Annotated in this window: 12 protein-coding genes; 10 read left to right on the plus strand and 2 right to left on the minus strand. The window is 40.8% G+C overall.

The window, feature by feature from the left end:
- The first annotated feature begins 36 nt into the window (after window positions 1–36).
- The 10 genes from MTP24_RS01940 (at window position 37) to tldD (ending at window position 13,644) form a co-directional block, all read left to right on the plus strand.
- Window positions 37–558: a type II secretion system protein gene (locus tag MTP24_RS01940; RefSeq protein WP_243532529.1), complete on the plus strand. Its 522-nt coding sequence runs from the start codon at window positions 37–39 to the stop codon at window positions 556–558.
- A 374-nt stretch (window positions 559–932) separates the two neighbouring features.
- Window positions 933–2,981, plus strand: coding sequence for a formylglycine-generating enzyme family protein (locus MTP24_RS01945; RefSeq protein ID WP_243532531.1), 2,049 nt, complete (start codon window positions 933–935; stop codon window positions 2,979–2,981).
- A gap of 131 nt (window positions 2,982–3,112) precedes the next feature.
- Window positions 3,113–4,156, plus strand: coding sequence for a rod shape-determining protein (locus MTP24_RS01950; protein ID WP_002958401.1), 1,044 nt, complete (start codon window positions 3,113–3,115; stop codon window positions 4,154–4,156).
- A complete protein-coding gene (gene mreC / locus MTP24_RS01955) occupies window positions 4,156–4,998 on the plus strand; it encodes a rod shape-determining protein MreC (RefSeq protein ID WP_006793122.1) in 843 nt (280 codons plus the stop codon). The genes MTP24_RS01950 and mreC overlap by 1 nt, the downstream gene beginning before the upstream one ends.
- On the plus strand, window positions 4,991–5,470 hold the full coding sequence (gene mreD / locus MTP24_RS01960; RefSeq protein ID WP_006793123.1) for a rod shape-determining protein MreD: 480 nt from the start codon (window positions 4,991–4,993) through the stop codon (window positions 5,468–5,470). The genes mreC and mreD overlap by 8 nt, the downstream gene beginning before the upstream one ends.
- Window positions 5,470–6,039: a Maf family protein gene (locus MTP24_RS01965; RefSeq protein ID WP_138741069.1), complete on the plus strand. Its 570-nt coding sequence runs from the start codon at window positions 5,470–5,472 to the stop codon at window positions 6,037–6,039. The genes mreD and MTP24_RS01965 overlap by 1 nt, the downstream gene beginning before the upstream one ends.
- 1 nt (window position 6,040) lies before the next feature.
- Entirely contained in the window at window positions 6,041–7,513 is a 1,473-nt protein-coding gene (gene rng, locus MTP24_RS01970) for a ribonuclease G (RefSeq protein ID WP_006793125.1), read from the plus strand.
- Entirely contained in the window at window positions 7,513–11,376 is a 3,864-nt protein-coding gene (locus MTP24_RS01975; RefSeq protein WP_243532533.1) for a YhdP family protein, read from the plus strand. Before rng ends, MTP24_RS01975 begins: the two co-directional genes overlap by 1 nt.
- The gene (locus MTP24_RS01980; protein ID WP_243532535.1) at window positions 11,369–12,208 is read left to right on the plus strand and encodes a carbon-nitrogen hydrolase family protein; all 840 of its coding nucleotides are present in this window, start codon (window positions 11,369–11,371) and stop codon (window positions 12,206–12,208) included. Before MTP24_RS01975 ends, MTP24_RS01980 begins: the two co-directional genes overlap by 8 nt.
- A complete protein-coding gene (gene tldD, locus MTP24_RS01985) occupies window positions 12,205–13,644 on the plus strand; it encodes a metalloprotease TldD (protein WP_243532536.1) in 1,440 nt (479 codons plus the stop codon). The genes MTP24_RS01980 and tldD overlap by 4 nt, the downstream gene beginning before the upstream one ends.
- Window positions 13,645–13,696: 52 nt before the next feature.
- Here the strand turns inward: tldD and MTP24_RS01990 are convergent, their stop codons facing one another.
- Together MTP24_RS01990 and gorA are read right to left on the minus strand one after the other, a co-directional pair.
- A complete protein-coding gene (locus MTP24_RS01990; RefSeq protein ID WP_243532537.1) occupies window positions 13,697–14,551 on the minus strand; it encodes a mechanosensitive ion channel family protein in 855 nt (284 codons plus the stop codon).
- 185 nt (window positions 14,552–14,736) lie between these two features.
- Window positions 14,737–16,098 (minus strand): glutathione-disulfide reductase, encoded by a 1,362-nt coding sequence (gorA, locus tag MTP24_RS01995; RefSeq protein ID WP_203985935.1) that lies wholly within the window; start codon window positions 16,096–16,098, stop codon window positions 14,737–14,739.
- Window positions 16,099–16,317: the final 219 nt, after the last annotated feature.

Below are 16,317 nucleotides of genomic sequence, written 5' to 3' on the forward strand. Positions count from 1 at the left end.
GTTTTAAAGTTAACCAATTGTAAAGGGAGTTTAGTTATGAAGAAGCAATTTCAAGAAACAATACTTATAAAAAAACAGGTTGGCTTTTCGTTACTGCAGCTAATAATTGTTATTGTCACTTTTGGTGCGTTAGCTGTTTATTTTGCCCCGCGCTTTTTAAACCTTCAAGGTGAGGCACACGCATCCATTCTTGAAACACTGCAAGTATCAATTCAAGCTGAAATAAGCGTTGTACATGGAAAAGCCATTGTAAAAAGTGTGCATAATAAAGCTAATGCTAGTATCGAGCTTGATTCAGGAAACATGGTTGATATTGTTTACGGCTACCCTGCTGCAACCGAGGCCGCTTTTAAGGCATTTTTAGATACTAAGTTTGCGAGTGATAATACTGGGGAATTTAATATTACTAGCAACCCACAAGTTGCAAAAGCTATTATTTATCCCAACAGTTATTCTGCAGTGGATAATTGCCGTATTGAATATGTTGAAGCCAAAAACAACACTAAACGAAATGTAATTACTGCGCCTGTTTTAAGCGTATTTACGTCTGAGTGTTAGTACAAAAAATAAGTGCTTATAAGTTTGTTAGTTTATTTGATAACGTAATTTTTAATGGTTAACGGTTAAATAACGCCAATACGCTAGCTTTAATACAAAGTGACACTTAACGGTGATCAATAACCTAAAATAAAACAGTTTCACTGTTAACTTTAAGTTTATGAATTTAATTGAAATTTAAGTAATTTTTCACAATTTATTGGCTTTAGAGTAAATGATCAGGTTATTTACTAGCGTGAAACGGGCGAATAGTTGTAAACTAAGATAATAATTGAACAAAGCTTGTGTTTTGCGCTGCAAGTACATAGCATAAGACTTTAATTATAAAAAAATAATAACGACCAAATAATTGCCGCTTTTTGGGACTGGAATATATGCGAATTACTCCTTTATCTCTGTTAATTACAGCTAGTTTGTTAGCAAGTAGTGCATTTGCACAAGACACAGCTACCGTAACTGGAATTGAGTCAGAGATTAGTGTTAAACAGACAGAATACGATAACTCGACAAGAATACTTGATAAACATTTAAAAGAAGAAAGTCAGTTACAAAATCAATTAGAGCTACTTCGTTCTCGTTCAACTGAGCTAGATAAAGAAAAAAACCAAGCGCTCGACGCGATGAACGAAATGTATCGCCGTTTAATTGATGATCCATCAATAAATATTACAAGTGCTCAATCTCGCTATCAACAGGCGGTAGTTGATCACAAGCAAAATAAAGATGATATCTCTATGCAGTTGGCGGCAATTGCATCTCACCGAAAAGATATTGAGCAAATACGAGTTGCTAAGCACACTTTACTAAATACCTTAGAAAGTTTAAAAGAGCAGTTAACAACAGCTCGTGTTGAGCGCTTGCGTAACGAGTTTACGCGTGAAGGTACGCTTGAGGTTAACCATACAATAAATTGTAAGCGCACCGAAACACTTGCAGCCTGTGAGCAACGTGGTCAGCAAATGGGTTTACAAAAAGCAACCAAACGCTTTGTAGATCAAATTTTTGCAAACTTAACCGAAGAGCGCATAGTTGAACCAAAACGCAATTTAGCAGGGGCGCAAGTACAAATTTTAAGTAGCCATGTGGTTAATAGTGCGTTTAGCGGCCAAGGTAATTACAACGTTAACTTAAGCGTTTCAATGCGCGGCGAAGTGAATAGCAGCCGTTTATGTAACCTATTAAGTATAGATAACCGCTATTGTTCAGAATACGGTTCACCGCTAAATACAGCTTACCAGCCAACTTATGGCACTACCTATTCAGATAGTCAGTTAACATTCAGCAATAGCGCGGATAATAACAATACAGTTTCGGTATCGCGTTTAAACAACAAGCCTGTACGCGATTATTCTGTTAAGCAGCCAGTTCAGTCTAAGCCTGATTACACGGTTGTTGAACAAAAAAAAGATCAGTCGGTAGAGTTAACACTTCGCTCTAATGTATACGATGATGAAGTATTCATTAACGGTGTAAGCTTTGGTTCTACTCGTTTAATTACGCGTTTACCAAAAGGTGTGCATGAAATTGAAATTCGTAAATTAGGTTACAAGCCTTACCAAGCACGTGTAAACCTAAATAAAGCGCAAACAATTAATGCTAACTTAGTAAAAAAGCCTAAGTCGATTGCTGCACCGACCTATACTCGCGAGCAACCAGAGACACAAACACGCAGAGTAAGCGAAAATGTTAACGTTTTAAACGCAAATGTAGAAACACCTGTTGTGGTTATTCCTGCTGGCAAATTTAAAATGGGTGATATCAATGGTAACGGATTAGCTAATGAGCGCCCCGTTATTGAAAAAGCCATTGCTAACTCTTTTGCTATGCAAAGCAAGGAAGTGACTGTAGGCGACTATGAAAAATTTGTTGCTAATACGGCTTATAAAACAGAAGCAGAAATAAATAAAGGCTGCGCATATTATTTAAATGGCGAGCCAGTATGGGAAGCGGCTTTAAACTGGCGCAATCCTGGCTTTGAACAGGGCAGTGACTTTCCGGCTGTATGTTTAACTTATAACGATGCAAAAGCATATGCTGACTGGTTATCTGGCCAGACAGGGCAGCAGTTTCGTTTACCTAGCGAGGTTGAGTGGGAATATGCAGCTCGTGCAGGTACAGAAACTGAGTACCCTTGGGGTAACGAAATTGGTAAAAACTTAGCTAACTGTGGTTGGTGTGGTAGTGAATGGTCAAACAAGCGCGCAGCACCGGTTGGGTCTTTTTCTCCAAATGCGTTTGGACTTTACGATACGGTAGGTAACGTATGGGAATGGACCGGTAAAAAATCAGGTGAATCGGATGTGGCAGTAAGAGGCGGGGCATGGAACTTTGCACCAAGCCTTGCACGTGTATCAACACGATTAATTTTAGCGGCTGATTTTAGATCAAACTACATTGGTTTTCGCTTAGTTCGCGAGAGATAAAATTATAAGGAAGCTTTGCTTCCTTTTTTAACAAATTCACAAAGGCGCTGCACTTTATATTGCTCATCAAAATGAGCATGTTAAAGTGAGGCAGCTAATATAAGAACGTATTTCAAAGGTCATCCAGCCTCATGTTTAAAAAACTCCGTGGTATTTTTTCTAACGATCTGTCGATCGACTTGGGTACAGCCAATACCCTAATTTATGTAAAAGAAGAAGGTATTGTTCTAAACGAGCCTTCAGTAGTTGCTATCCGTCAAGAGCGTGCTGGTGGACCTAAAAGTGTTGCATCGGTAGGTACTGAAGCAAAACAGATGCTAGGTCGTACGCCGGGTAATATTAAAGCAATCCGCCCAATGAAAGACGGTGTAATTGCTGACTTTTATGTAACAGAAAAAATGTTACAACACTTCATCAAGCAAGTGCATAACAATAACTTTATGCGCCCAAGTCCGCGCGTACTAATTTGTGTACCATGTGGTGCAACGCAAGTAGAAAAACGCGCAATTCGTGAATCTGCAATGGGCGCTGGCGCCCGAGAAGTTTACCTAATTGAAGAACCAATGGCTGCGGCAATTGGTGCGGGTTTACCGGTATCAGAAGCAACAGGATCTATGGTTGTTGATATTGGTGGTGGTACAACTGAAGTTGCTATTATTTCACTAAATGGTGTTGTTTACTCATCATCAGTACGTATTGGTGGCGATAAATTTGACGAAGCTATTATTAACTATGTACGCCGTAACTTTGGTAGTTTAATTGGTGAAGCAACCGCTGAAAACATTAAGCACCAAATTGGTTCTGCGTTTAAAACGGATGAGCCAATTGAAATCGAAGTACGTGGCCGTAACTTAGCTGAAGGTGTTCCACGTTCATTTACGCTTAACTCACATGAAATCTTAGAAGCGCTTCAAGAGCCTCTAATGGGTATTGTAAGTGCAGTAATGGTTGCCCTTGAGCAATCGCCACCAGAGCTTGCATCAGATATTTCTGCGCACGGTATGGTACTGACTGGCGGTGGTGCACTATTAAAAGATTTAGATCGCTTATTAATGGAAGAAACAGGCATTCCTGTTGTTGTTGCTGACGATCCATTAACGTGTGTAGCACGTGGCGGCGGTAAAGCATTAGAAATGATTGATGTTCACGGTGGTGACGTTTTTAGTTACGACTAATGAAATTAATGTTTGGGCGCACTGTCTCTTTGCAACTGCGACTTTTTGTCGCAGTGCTTTTGAGTATCGTACTCATAGCTGGAGATAGGTACACAGAAGGTGGAACCGTTGTGCGCACCAGTTTAAATACACTGGTTAGCCCGCTTATTTATGTTGCCAACTTACCTTATGAGTTATTTAGCATTGGTGCTAAAAGCTTACACACGCGAGACCAACTCCTTACTGAAAACGAAGCACTGAAAAAAAAGCAAATGCTACAAAGTGAGCAGCTGCAACAGTACCAATTTTTAGCCAGAGAAAACCAAAAGTTACGTGCATTACTAGGCTCGTCAGCAAAACAATCTAATCGTAAAATTATTGCACAAGTATTATCGGTTCACTCAAACCCATATAGCCATCAAGTCGTTATTAACCGTGGTACTACAGACGGTATAAGTGAAGGGCAAGCGGTAATAGACGAAATGGGGGTGGTAGGGCAGCTTACTAAAGTAGGTTCCACTACGTCGCGCGTATTATTGATGACCGATACAACTCACGCAACACCTGTGCGTATACTTAGAAATGACGTACGAACCGTAGTTGAAGGCATTGGTAAAATTAATGTGGTTAAGCTTTCGCATGTTCCACACAGCTTAGATGTGCGTATTGGTGATGTATTGGTGACTTCAGGGCTTGGGGGCACATTTCCTGAGGGGTATCCTGTCGCCATTGTGACAGAAATTAACCGAGATGAAGGTCGTCCATTTGCACAAGTATATGCAGAGCCTATTGCGTTGCTTGACCGTATTCGCTTACTTGTAATTCTATGGCGCAGCCAGCAGGAGCAAATAAACGATGATTAACCGTTATTCATTGTTAATTGCGCTGAGCATATTTTTTGCTTTAATTATGGCGCTAATGCCGCTGCCATTTTCGTTTGAACCATTTAGACCGGATTGGGTCTTATTAGTACTTATGTATTGGTCATTGGCGGTGCCACATCGGTTAAATATTGGTACTGCTTGGGTCGTAGGTTTACTCATTGATTTAGCGTCAGGCTCACCTTTAGGTGTTAACTCGCTGACATTTTCGGTATGTATATTTATTACCGCAAGTAACTTTCAAAAAATTCGTAACTTCTCGCTTTGGCAGCAAAGTTTGTTAATTGGTTTGTTTTTAACGCTGTATCATTTAATGCAGTTTTGGCTAAACCATTTTTTGCTTGGTGTTTACTTTAACCCACAATACTTATGGCCGGTATTTACTGGCATGATTAGTTGGTTTTGGGTGTTTTTATTACTTCGTAAATACCGCAGACATTTTAGGATCAGATAATGAATACTGCCGTATATCTGGCATCAGCTTCTCCTCGTCGTAAAGAGCTATTGGCTCAACTTGGTATCGAATTTTCGCAATTTAGTGTTGATGCAGACGAGAGCCAACTCCCTAATGAACTTCCTCATGCCTATGTAGAGCGCTTAGCGAGGCTAAAAGCTTGCTCAGGTGTCAAGCTTGGTTACACAGACCGGCCAGTACTAGGTAGTGACACAGTCGTTGTTATTGATAATGAATCGTTGTGTAAACCACGCGATGAAGCCGATTTTACGCATACACTTAAACGCTTGTCTGGAAACACTCACCAGGTACTAACCGCTATTGCTTTTGCGACTGAAGATAAAGTGCTTAGCCAAGTTATCAGTACCGATGTGACATTTAAAAAACTGAGCGATGAAGAGATTAAAGCCTACTGGCAAAGTGGTGAGCCGCAAGATAAAGCCGGTGGTTATGGTATTCAGGGGCTAGGTGGTCGCTTTGTTACACATATTGCGGGTAGCTATTTTAGTGTTGTCGGTTTACCTTTATATGAGACTGAACAATTATTACACGCACTTCTAAGAGGGTAGCATGAGTACAGAATTACTGATCAACGTAACACCGAGTGAAAGTCGTGTTGCCCTAATCGAAAACGGTGTGCTGCAAGAGATTCAGTTAGAACGAATTGGTAACCTAGGCATTGTTGGCAATATCTATCTAGGAAAAATAAGCCGCGTTTTACCTGGAATGCAGGCCGCTTTTGTTGATATTGGCTTAGAGAAAGCCGCATTTTTACATGCATCTGACATAGTAAACAGTGCCTCCATTGTTGAAGGTGTTGACGATGTACCAATAAAAAAAGTGCAAGATATACGAGAGTTAGTGCGCCAAGGTCAATACATTATGGTGCAAGTGGTTAAAGATCCATTAGGCACAAAAGGCGCGAGACTCACTACCGACATCACTATTCCATCTCGCTACTTAGTATTTATGCCAGACGCAACGCATGTTGGTGTAAGCCAACGGATAGAAACTGAAGAAGAGCGATCACGCCTTAAAAAAATTGTTGCCGAATATGGCGATGAAAATGGCAGTTTTATAGTACGTACCGCGGCTGAAGGTGCAAGCGAAGCAGAGTTAAGGCACGATGCTGGTTTTTTAAGAAAATTATGGGAAAAAATAACCGCACGCCGTAAAAAAACCAGTAAAGCAACCATATTACATGAAGACCTAACGCTTGCCTTTAGAACACTGCGTGATTACGTAGGTGAAGATATGGAGCGTATTCGTGTTGACTCAAAGCTTACCTACCAAGAGCTAAAAATATTTACCGAAGAATTTGTGCCGCAACTTTCACAGGTACTCGAGTACTACCCGGGTGAGCGACCTATATTCGATTTATTTGATGTAGAAAACGAAGTGCAAAAAGCGTTGCATCGCAAAGTCACGTTAAAGTCAGGCGGGTACATCATTATTGATCAAACAGAAGCGATGACTACGGTTGACGTAAACACCGGTGCGTTTGTCGGCCATCGTAATTTAGAAGAGACTATTTTTAACACTAATGTCGAGGCAACGTCGGCCATTGCGCGCCAGTTAAGACTTCGTAATTTAGGTGGAATAATTATTATCGACTTTATCGATATGGTCAGCGAAGAGCATAAAAGCCGTGTATTACATTCGTTAGAATCTGCGTTAGCTAAAGATCGCACTAAAACAAATATCAATGGTTTGTCGGCACTTGGGCTAGTTGAAATGACCCGAAAACGCACCCGCGAAAGCTTAGAGCATATTTTATGTGATGTATGCCCAGCATGTTCAGGCCGTGGCTCACAAAAAACAGTCGAAACGGTATGCTACGAAATATTACGTGAAATTGTTCGCGTAAACCGCGCCTACGCAGCCGATAAATTTATGGTTTATGCAGCCCCAGCAGTAAGTGAAGCCTTACTTAATGATGAATACCACAACTTGGCGGAGCTTGAACTATTTATAGGTAAGCAAGTACACATACAAACAGAAAGCTTATACAGCCAAGAACAGTTTGATGTGGTAATGATGTAATGAATGCAAAAGCGGTCTGTTTTTTTTGTTTTAGAAAGTTATGGCAAACCTGTGCCATAATTTTAGTATTACTGGCCGTTATTGTTTCAATATTAAAGTACACACTCCCTTACGCAAATGATTACAAAGGCGATATAGAAACCTACCTAGACGAAAAGTTTGCTATTAGTTTATCTATTGGCGCTATTTCAGCAAGCTGGCAGGGAAATGGTCCTGCCCTCGTGCTTGAAGAGCTATCGTTTAAAGACAACGAAACTGCGCCAATTTCCCTCACTATTGCAAAAACTAGCTTAGAGCTTAATTTATGGGAAAGCATTAAAACCCTGCAGTTAAAGTCTAACTACTTTGTTATAAATGGCTTTCATACCACGGTAAACGTGGCAGACCTGTTTGAGAGCGGTAATCAAGATGATGTTTCGTTTGAGCAAAAAGAGCTTATAGAAGGGCTGTTTTTAGGTAATACCGGTCATTTTGCAATAGAAAACTCCAGTATTAATTTTGTTTTAGACGATAACAAAGAGCGAAAACTCCTGCTTGAAAATATCATTTGGCAAAATGAAGAGTCTCAACATTTAGGTAGCGGAACATTAGCTTTACCTGGTATCACAGTAGGCACCTTTGATGCACGCATTGCTCTCAAAGGTGAAAGCTTAGAAGAAGTTGCTGGCAATATGTATGTCCAAGCCAATAAGGTGGATGTGTCTAATTGGTTGGCGCAATATATAAATACTGAAAAACAACAATTAACCAGCGATATCAATTTACAAGCTTGGCTAAAAATTGAAAAAGGCCTAATTGACGATATAAAAATGCAGTGGCTACCTAGTTCTGTTACTTGGTTTAATGAATCTCAAAGCCAGCAAGTTAGTTTAAGTGAAGGTGGCTTTCATCTTTATCCCGAGCAAGGTAATTGGTTTTTAAAAAGCACTGGTTTAGCGTTTAATAACAATAATACAACATGGCCAAGCTTAGAGTTTGAGGCTCAACTTGGTGAAAATAATCAAATTTGGTTAAATCAAATAGATATAGCGCTACTGGCTAACTTGGCAGCGCTGACAAATTTTGACTCTCTCGACGCGTTTTTAAAACGCAAACCAAGTGGCCAAATACAGCAGGCGTACGTTAATTACGAGAGTAACCAGCAGTGGCAAGTATGGTTTAACGCTAATAACATAGGCTGGCAAGAGCTTAATTCAGTGCCAGCTGCGCAAGGTTTACGCGTAAGCGGTTTATTAAACCAAGATAAAGGCCGTATCAGCTTATTTGGAGAAAACGGCACTTTAATAACTGGCGATAGTTTTAGTGACAACATTAATTATAACCAGCTCAATATAGAATTAGACCTCGCAAAGCAAAATAATAACTGGCGTATTAGCAGTGATAATATTTGGTTTGATAACAATGAGATAACGCTAGCCGCAGAGATGCAACTGAGCTTTGGTGATGCACCGCGTCTTGATTTATACGCAGAGGCATTTGCAGAGGATGCCAGTATTGCCGGTCATTATTTTCCGTTAAAAGCGATGAGCCCAGAATTAGTTAGCTACCTAAACGGGGCTATAAAAGGCGGTGAAATATCAAAAGCGCAGGTTCTATTTGCAGGGCCGTTATCAGGATTTCCATTTAAAGATGGCTCAGGGCAATTTGATGTACTTGCTCAAATTGACAATGCCACCTATCAGTTCGACCCGCAGTGGCCAGCAGTAACTGATGCAAAGGTAAAACTACATTTTGCTAATGAACGCATGGACATTTACAGCCAACAAGGCTCTTTGGTTAATTTAGATGTGGGTAATAGCGTTAAAGTTAGCATTAACGATTTAATGAATGCCGATGAGCTGGTGGTGCAAATAGATAAAAAAGCACCGATGGAAAACCTATACACCTTTTTTAAAGCCACGCCGATTGCGAGCCCGCTAGCTGATATTTTTGAGGTAATACAAGGCCAAGGTGAAGCAGATGCCAGCATTGAGTTACTGGTAGGTTCAAAGTTTGAAGGTGGTGCCAGTGTTAGCGGCACTGTCAAGCTAGATGATTTACCCGTATTTATTGCCACACCCGGTATTGCGTTAAATAACTTAACTGGCGTGCTTAACTTTAAAAACGATAATATCGAACTTAAAAATGCCACCGCTACATGGCTTGGGATGCCGCTGGCAATTAATTACAACAGCCAAAGTGAAGCGAGTGACTACAAAGCAAACATAGATATTAATGCACAACTTGATGCCAATACCTTAATTGATAGCGGGCAAGGTATTTTAAAAGGATCACTAGAAGGACAAAGTGCAGTTGATATTGGACTAGTGCTTAATTTTACCGAGCAAGGGTTTAATTATCGTGCACAGGTTAAATCTGACCTTGTTGGGTTAACAAGTAAATTGCCAACACCATACAAAAAAGCCGAGGCACAACCGTGGGTTCTTGATGCGGTTGTTCAAGGCGATGACATTTCAAACCTTATAACTGCACAGATAAATAAGCAGTTTTATTTTAATGCAATATTAGAAAATGGAAAATCGCAATTTAGTAATGCGCATTTTGTTATAGGTAAGCAAGATTTAGGGCTAAATTCACAAGACTTAAGCGTTTCAATAAACCTAGAGCAAACCGAACTTGTACCTTGGGTTGATCTTATTGATCAAATCATTAGTGCGGCCCAAAACGAGGATGACCCAGAATCACAAGGTATCATGCCACCGCTTAACGAGATTGTCGCAAATATTGGCATGCTCGATATTAGTAGTATGGTGTTTAATGATTTTGAAATGCGCCTAGCCCCTGAGCAAAGCAATGTGTATTTAAAATTAAACGCCAAAGAGTTACGTGCAGGTGTATTTATTCCTACCTCGCAGCGCAGCCAGCCTATTCGATTTAACGCTGATTATTTACGCGTGAATTTTGCAGAGCAAATTGAAGCGCCCATCACTGAGGCTGCAAAAGCAGACCCTGACACCGATTTAACGTGGCTGACGAACTTACCTGCTATAGAGTTTGAATGTGCAGATTGTAAAATTACCAACTATCAGTTAGACAAAGTAAGCGCGTCTTTACTTGGCGACGGTAAACGTTTGGTTATTTCTGAGTTGGTTGTTGATAAAGGCGATCATATTTTGCGAACAAAAGGGCAATGGAAAGATGGCTCCACACAGTTAAGCGGTGAAGTTAAAAGTGATGATATAGGCGCGTTGTTTGATGAGTTTGATATTACCACGGCTATTAAGGGCTCTAAGGCCACTATAAATTACAATCTTGCTTGGCAAGCCGCACCTTACTCATTTGATGTCCCGAGCCTCAGTGGTGAAATTGATTGGGATTTAGCAGAAGGGCATCTGACAGAAATTAGTGATGGTGGCGCACGGGTTTTTTCGTTGTTGAGCTTAGATTCGTTGGTGCGAAAACTAAAACTTGATTTTAGAGATGTATTTTCAAAAGGGTTTTTCTACAACAGCATGCAAGGTTCTATGCAATTAGAGAACGGTATTGCTTATACAAAAGACACTAAGATGGATGGCGTTCCGGCTGATTTAACCATTAAAGGCTACGCAAATTTAAATACGCTTGATATCAACTACGATCTCGCTGTTGCACCGCAGGTCACCTCAAGTATTCCCGTTATTGTAGCGTGGATGGTAAACCCAGTAACAGGGCTAGCAGCATTGGCACTAGATAAAGTAATACACTCTGCGCGTGTAATTTCTGAAATTAACTTTAAAGTGACTGGCACCATGAGTGAGCCTGTTGTTCAGGAGCTCGATCGTAAAAGCCGCGAAGTTACATTACCACAAGCAGCGCAAAACCAGCCCCAAGCCTCAGTCGATTTAAAACTTAAAGATGCTGAAGTAACCGCAACTAATGACTAATTTAGCGAACCCTAATAACCACAATATATTTGCTTTACAAATGTGTTCTGGTTTAAATGCTGACGACAATATTGCAGAACTTAAAAAAGCATTAAACACACTTCCCGCAACACGGCCGTTGCTTGTATGTCTCCCTGAGGCCTTTTTAGTGTTTAGCAAAAGCGGTCACGATACGCTCTCAACAGCTAAACACATTGAGCAATACAAACGTCAAATAAGCCAATTATGTAAACACCATAATATTTGGTTAAACGCAGGCACAATACCTGAACCATACAATAATACTAAATATTATGCCGCCTCACATTTATATAATAACCAAGGTGAGTGCATCGCAACGTATAATAAAATACATTTATTTGATGTAAACGTTGATGATAAAACAGGGAGTTACCGCGAATCTGATTTTACCCAAGCAGGAAGTGATGTGGTTGTGGTTGAATCTCCCTTTGGTAAACTAGGTCTAACAGTGTGTTATGATCTGCGTTTTAGTGCCTTATTTAATGCGCTTGCACGTAAAGGTGCTGAAGTTATTTTAGTGCCAAGTGCATTTACAATGGTGACTGGTCAAGCACACTGGCAACCATTATTAGCGGCGCGAGCGATAGAAACCCAATGTTATGTGGTTGCTGCAGCCCAATACGGCACACATGAAAATGGCCGCCAAACATATGGTCACAGTATTATTATTTCACCCTGGGGTAATACTTTAAGTAATTTACCCAGCGGTACAGGTCTTATTAGCGCTAACGCTGATTTAGAGCCGTTACAAAAAATTAGACGAGATATGCCAGTGCAGTCTCATCAACGATTTAGAGAGCATTTATTATGAATTCGGTTGAACAGCATTTATTACACGACAGCCAACTAAATAGAGAAGAGCTCGAAAAAACGCTCGCCTACATACATCAGCACAAAGTAGATTACGCCGATTTATACTTTCAATCGAGTCATCACGAGTCGTGGGTACTTGAAGATGGCTTGGTAAAAGAGGGCTCATACAATGTTGAGCGCGGCGTTGGCGTACGTGCAGTCAGCGGCGAAAAAACAGGCTTTTCATATTCAGATGCTATCAACTTAGAAGCGCTTAACAAAGCGGCTACAGCAGCTCGCAGTATTGCCGATGCAGGCGAAGATAAAGCCATTAAAGTATTTAGCGATGTATCGGCAAAAGTGCAATTTGCACCGCATCAGCCAATTTCAAGTATGAGCGATAGCGATAAAGTTAGTTTATTACGCGAGCTTGAAAACTACATTCGAGAATTGGCACCCGATGCAGAGCAAGTAATTAGTTCTATGTCAGCAGTATACGAAGAAGTATTAATTGCAGCCAGTGACGGTACATTTGCTACCGATATTCGCCCGCTTATTCGTTTAAACTGTTCAGTATTGCTTGAAAAAAACGGCCGTCGTGAGCGCGGTGGCGCAGGTGGCGGTGCTCGTTTAGATTACGGCTATTTTAAAGAGCTAGTAAATGGTAAACCACGTTGGATGGAGTTTGCACAAGAAGCTGTACGCCAAGCTAAAGTCAACCTAGAAGCCATTGACGCGCCAGCTGGCACTATGGAAGTGGTATTAGGAAATGGTTGGCCAGGTGTACTTTTACATGAAGCGGTAGGCCATGGCCTTGAAGGCGATTTTAATCGTAAAGGCGCATCAGCGTTTAGCGGCAAAGTAGGGCAAAAAGTGGCTTCTGAGTTATGTACCGTCGTTGACGATGGCACCATGGCTGATCGTCGCGGCTCTCTAAACGTAGATGATGAAGGCACTCCTGCTGCATATAACGTGCTTATCGAAAACGGTATTTTAAAAGGCTACATGCAGGATAAGCTAAACGCACGTTTAATGGGGGTTAACCCAACCGGTAATGCGCGTCGTGAGTCGTATGCGCATTTACCTATGCCACGCATGACAAATACCTATATGTTGGGTGGCGAGCATAGCCAAGCCGATATTATCAGTAGCGTTAAAAAAGGCGTGTTTGCATCTAACTTTGGTGGCGGGCAGGTTGATATTACCTCGGGTAAATTTGTTTTTAGTGCATCAGAAGCCTACTTAATCGAAAATGGTAAAATTACACAGCCAATCAAAGGCGCAACGCTTATTGGTAATGGCCCTGAAGTAATGCAGCACATTTCAATGGTAGGTAACGACTTAGCACTTGATAAAGGCGTTGGTGTGTGTGGTAAAGATGGGCAAAGTGTTCCTGTTGGCGTAGGGCAACCTAGCCTTAAAATTGATCAGCTAACGGTAGGTGGAACAGCTTAAAGGTCTAAACGCTAAAATTTAGGCGCGAAACCGTTCGCGCCTAGTCGCTCTATCAGCTAGTTACTTGGTTATGTACTTCGCTTAATGCAATTTTATGCTTCATTTCTTCTTCATACCACAGCGCCATAAAACACTCAGTGAGCTTATGCTCTATGTCCAGTGCCTGCTCGGTTGGGCAAAATAGCGTAAAGCGGGCTCTAAACTCACCCAATTCGGTTGTTCCAAAATGTATTTCTGGTGCTGGGCCCGATATTTTTGCATCTAGTTTTCGCTCAATAATCGAGTTATAGCGAGTGGCGAGCTCTTCAAACTCTTCACAGTACATTTTAGCTTTTACCGAGAGCGTGTCGTAAATTGGGTAAGGGTTAAAGCTCTCTTTTCGAACAATAGAAAAGCTATGTGTTGCAAAGCGTTTTACATAATTTAGATTTTTAATTGGGCTGGTGATGAGTTTGTTATTAGGTATGTAAATCGTTTTTCTAGAAAACTGATAAGTATGCATGTCGATTTCATGCATGGTTGTTTTTATCCAGTCTGTTTCTGCTACTTCACCATAATATTCACCGACTTGCACCCAGTCGCCGACTCTAAATGGGCGTGTGGTGACTAAGTAAAAAAAGCCAATAACGCATTGAATAAACTCGCGCGTAGCTAAAACAATGGCAACCGCAAAGGCCGCAATAGATAACGCAAAATTTTGAATTTCAGTCGACCACACAAACAACAGCGACAGCACCAACACAAAATTAATAAAATGCTTAATGTTATGTGCAATGTAGCGAATATCTTTGTCTTTTTTTTCTGCGCGGTTTCTCGCTAATTTATCAACAAGTACTTTTAATCCTAGTGCAAAACTAAGCATAACAATTGAAACAAGAAACGGGTGTAGCAATATATCAGTAATCATAATATCCAGTTGTAGGTATGTTGATAAACACACGCTAGTATATTGAGTTATTTAGCTAATAAGCAAATTTAACCTTAATAAAAAGCCCCTTTGCACGTATGTGTAAGGGGCTTAAAGTTGTTAAATTAGTAAATAACCTGAACTCTGATTAAGTGATTTATTATCCAGAGTTTAGCTTAAATAACTTAGCGCATAGTAACAAACTCTTCAGATCCTGTTGGGTGCAGTGCAACAACAGCGTCAAAGTCAGCTTTAGTTGCGCCCATTTTCATTGCTACGGCAAAACCCTGAATCATTTCATCAACGGCAAAACCAAGGCCATGTAAGCCAACTACTTTTTCGTCTTCTCCTGCACAAACTAGCATCATGTTGCATGCTTGGCGGTGCTGAGTTACCGCTGTGTACATAGCTGCAAAGCTTGATTTATACACTTTTACGTTTTCTGCGCCGTACTGAGAAATCGCTTCTTGCTCGGTTAAACCAATAGTGCCGATAGGCGGATGACTAAATACGACTGTTGGTACTAGGCTGTAATCCATTTTTAAATCATCAGGGAGTGCTTTATTAAATAAGCGTTCTGATAACGTGCGGCCTGCTTTAACTGCCACAGGAGTAAGCTCAATACCGCCTTCAATAATATCACCCACTGCATAAACGTTTTTAGCAGTCGTATTTTGGTATTCATCTACTTTTACATAACCGCTTTCATTTACTTCTACACCGGCTGCCGCAAGATTTATCCTGTCTGTTGTAGGTGTGCGGCCAATTGCCCAAATAACCTGATCAACATTTTGGCTGTAACCGTTTTCAAAATGAATAGTTAAACTGCCGTCACTTTCTTTGATTACTTCTTTAGGGGAGCATTCAGTATGAAGAGTCGGGCCTTCTTTAGCCATAATATCGACGAGCGTGTCGATAATATAAGGGTCAAATGTACGCAGAGGCTTACTTTTACGCACGAATAAATGTGTTTCTGTGCCTAAACTATGTAATACACCTGCAATTTCTACGGCAATGTAACCTGCACCGATTACAGCTACGCGTTTAGGTTGTTCATTAAGTTCAAAAAAGCCATTTGAATCAATACCATGCTCAGCGCCCGGAATGTTTGGAATAGTAGGGCGCCCGCCTACAGCCACTAAAATATGATCGGCGGTGTAGTGTTCACCATTTACTTCTACTGTTTTGCTGTCAATAAAGGTAGCAAAGCCTTTAATAACGGTAACGCCATTACTTGCTAAACCGTTGTCGTACCCTTTATGAATTCGGCCAATATAGGCTTCACGACTTTCTACTAGCTTACTCCAATTAAAGTCTTTTACCTCAACGTTAAAACCGTAATCGGGTGCATATAAGTTAATTGCTTCGGCTACTTGTGCGCCGTGCCACATAACCTTTTTAGGCACACAGCCTACGTTTACACAGGTACCACCCATGTGTTTTGCTTCAATAAGTGCCACTTTAGCACCGCGCATTGCAGCTCTGTTTGCAGAAGCAATACCACCGCTGCCACCGCCAATTGCAATGTAATCAAAGTGTTGTGTCATTTTAAGTCCTTAGGCGTTGAGTTTTATGCGCATAAGCATAACATTAAGTTTTAAAAATAAAGAGTGTTTAGATGACCTATGTTGAGTAAAAAAACATTCAAATTTACAGCCTTATCGATATAAAGCGATACGTTAAGTCAGTACCAAACAGAATATCTGCAGTACGTAACCGGGCTCGCTTTAGATTGCATTACCTGTAGGCATTTCATTATTACCGAG

This window comes from Pseudoalteromonas sp. APM04 (genome assembly GCF_022809815.1).
Taxonomy (GTDB): domain Bacteria; phylum Pseudomonadota; class Gammaproteobacteria; order Enterobacterales; family Alteromonadaceae; genus Pseudoalteromonas; species Pseudoalteromonas marina.

Coding starts and splice junctions, on each gene's coding strand:
- MTP24_RS01940 (WP_243532529.1), top strand. CDS start 37: ATGAAGAAGCAATTTCAAGAAACAATACTTATAAAAAAACAGGTTGGC.
- MTP24_RS01945 (WP_243532531.1), top strand. CDS start 933: ATGCGAATTACTCCTTTATCTCTGTTAATTACAGCTAGTTTGTTAGCA.
- MTP24_RS01950 (WP_002958401.1), top strand. CDS start 3,113: ATGTTTAAAAAACTCCGTGGTATTTTTTCTAACGATCTGTCGATCGAC.
- mreC (WP_006793122.1), top strand. CDS start 4,156: ATGAAATTAATGTTTGGGCGCACTGTCTCTTTGCAACTGCGACTTTTT.
- mreD (WP_006793123.1), top strand. CDS start 4,991: ATGATTAACCGTTATTCATTGTTAATTGCGCTGAGCATATTTTTTGCT.
- MTP24_RS01965 (WP_138741069.1), top strand. CDS start 5,470: ATGAATACTGCCGTATATCTGGCATCAGCTTCTCCTCGTCGTAAAGAG.
- rng (WP_006793125.1), top strand. CDS start 6,041: ATGAGTACAGAATTACTGATCAACGTAACACCGAGTGAAAGTCGTGTT.
- MTP24_RS01975 (WP_243532533.1), top strand. CDS start 7,513: ATGAATGCAAAAGCGGTCTGTTTTTTTTGTTTTAGAAAGTTATGGCAA.
- MTP24_RS01980 (WP_243532535.1), top strand. CDS start 11,369: ATGACTAATTTAGCGAACCCTAATAACCACAATATATTTGCTTTACAA.
- tldD (WP_243532536.1), top strand. CDS start 12,205: ATGAATTCGGTTGAACAGCATTTATTACACGACAGCCAACTAAATAGA.
- MTP24_RS01990 (WP_243532537.1), bottom strand. CDS start 14,551: ATGATTACTGATATATTGCTACACCCGTTTCTTGTTTCAATTGTTATG.
- gorA (WP_203985935.1), bottom strand. CDS start 16,098: ATGACACAACACTTTGATTACATTGCAATTGGCGGTGGCAGCGGTGGT.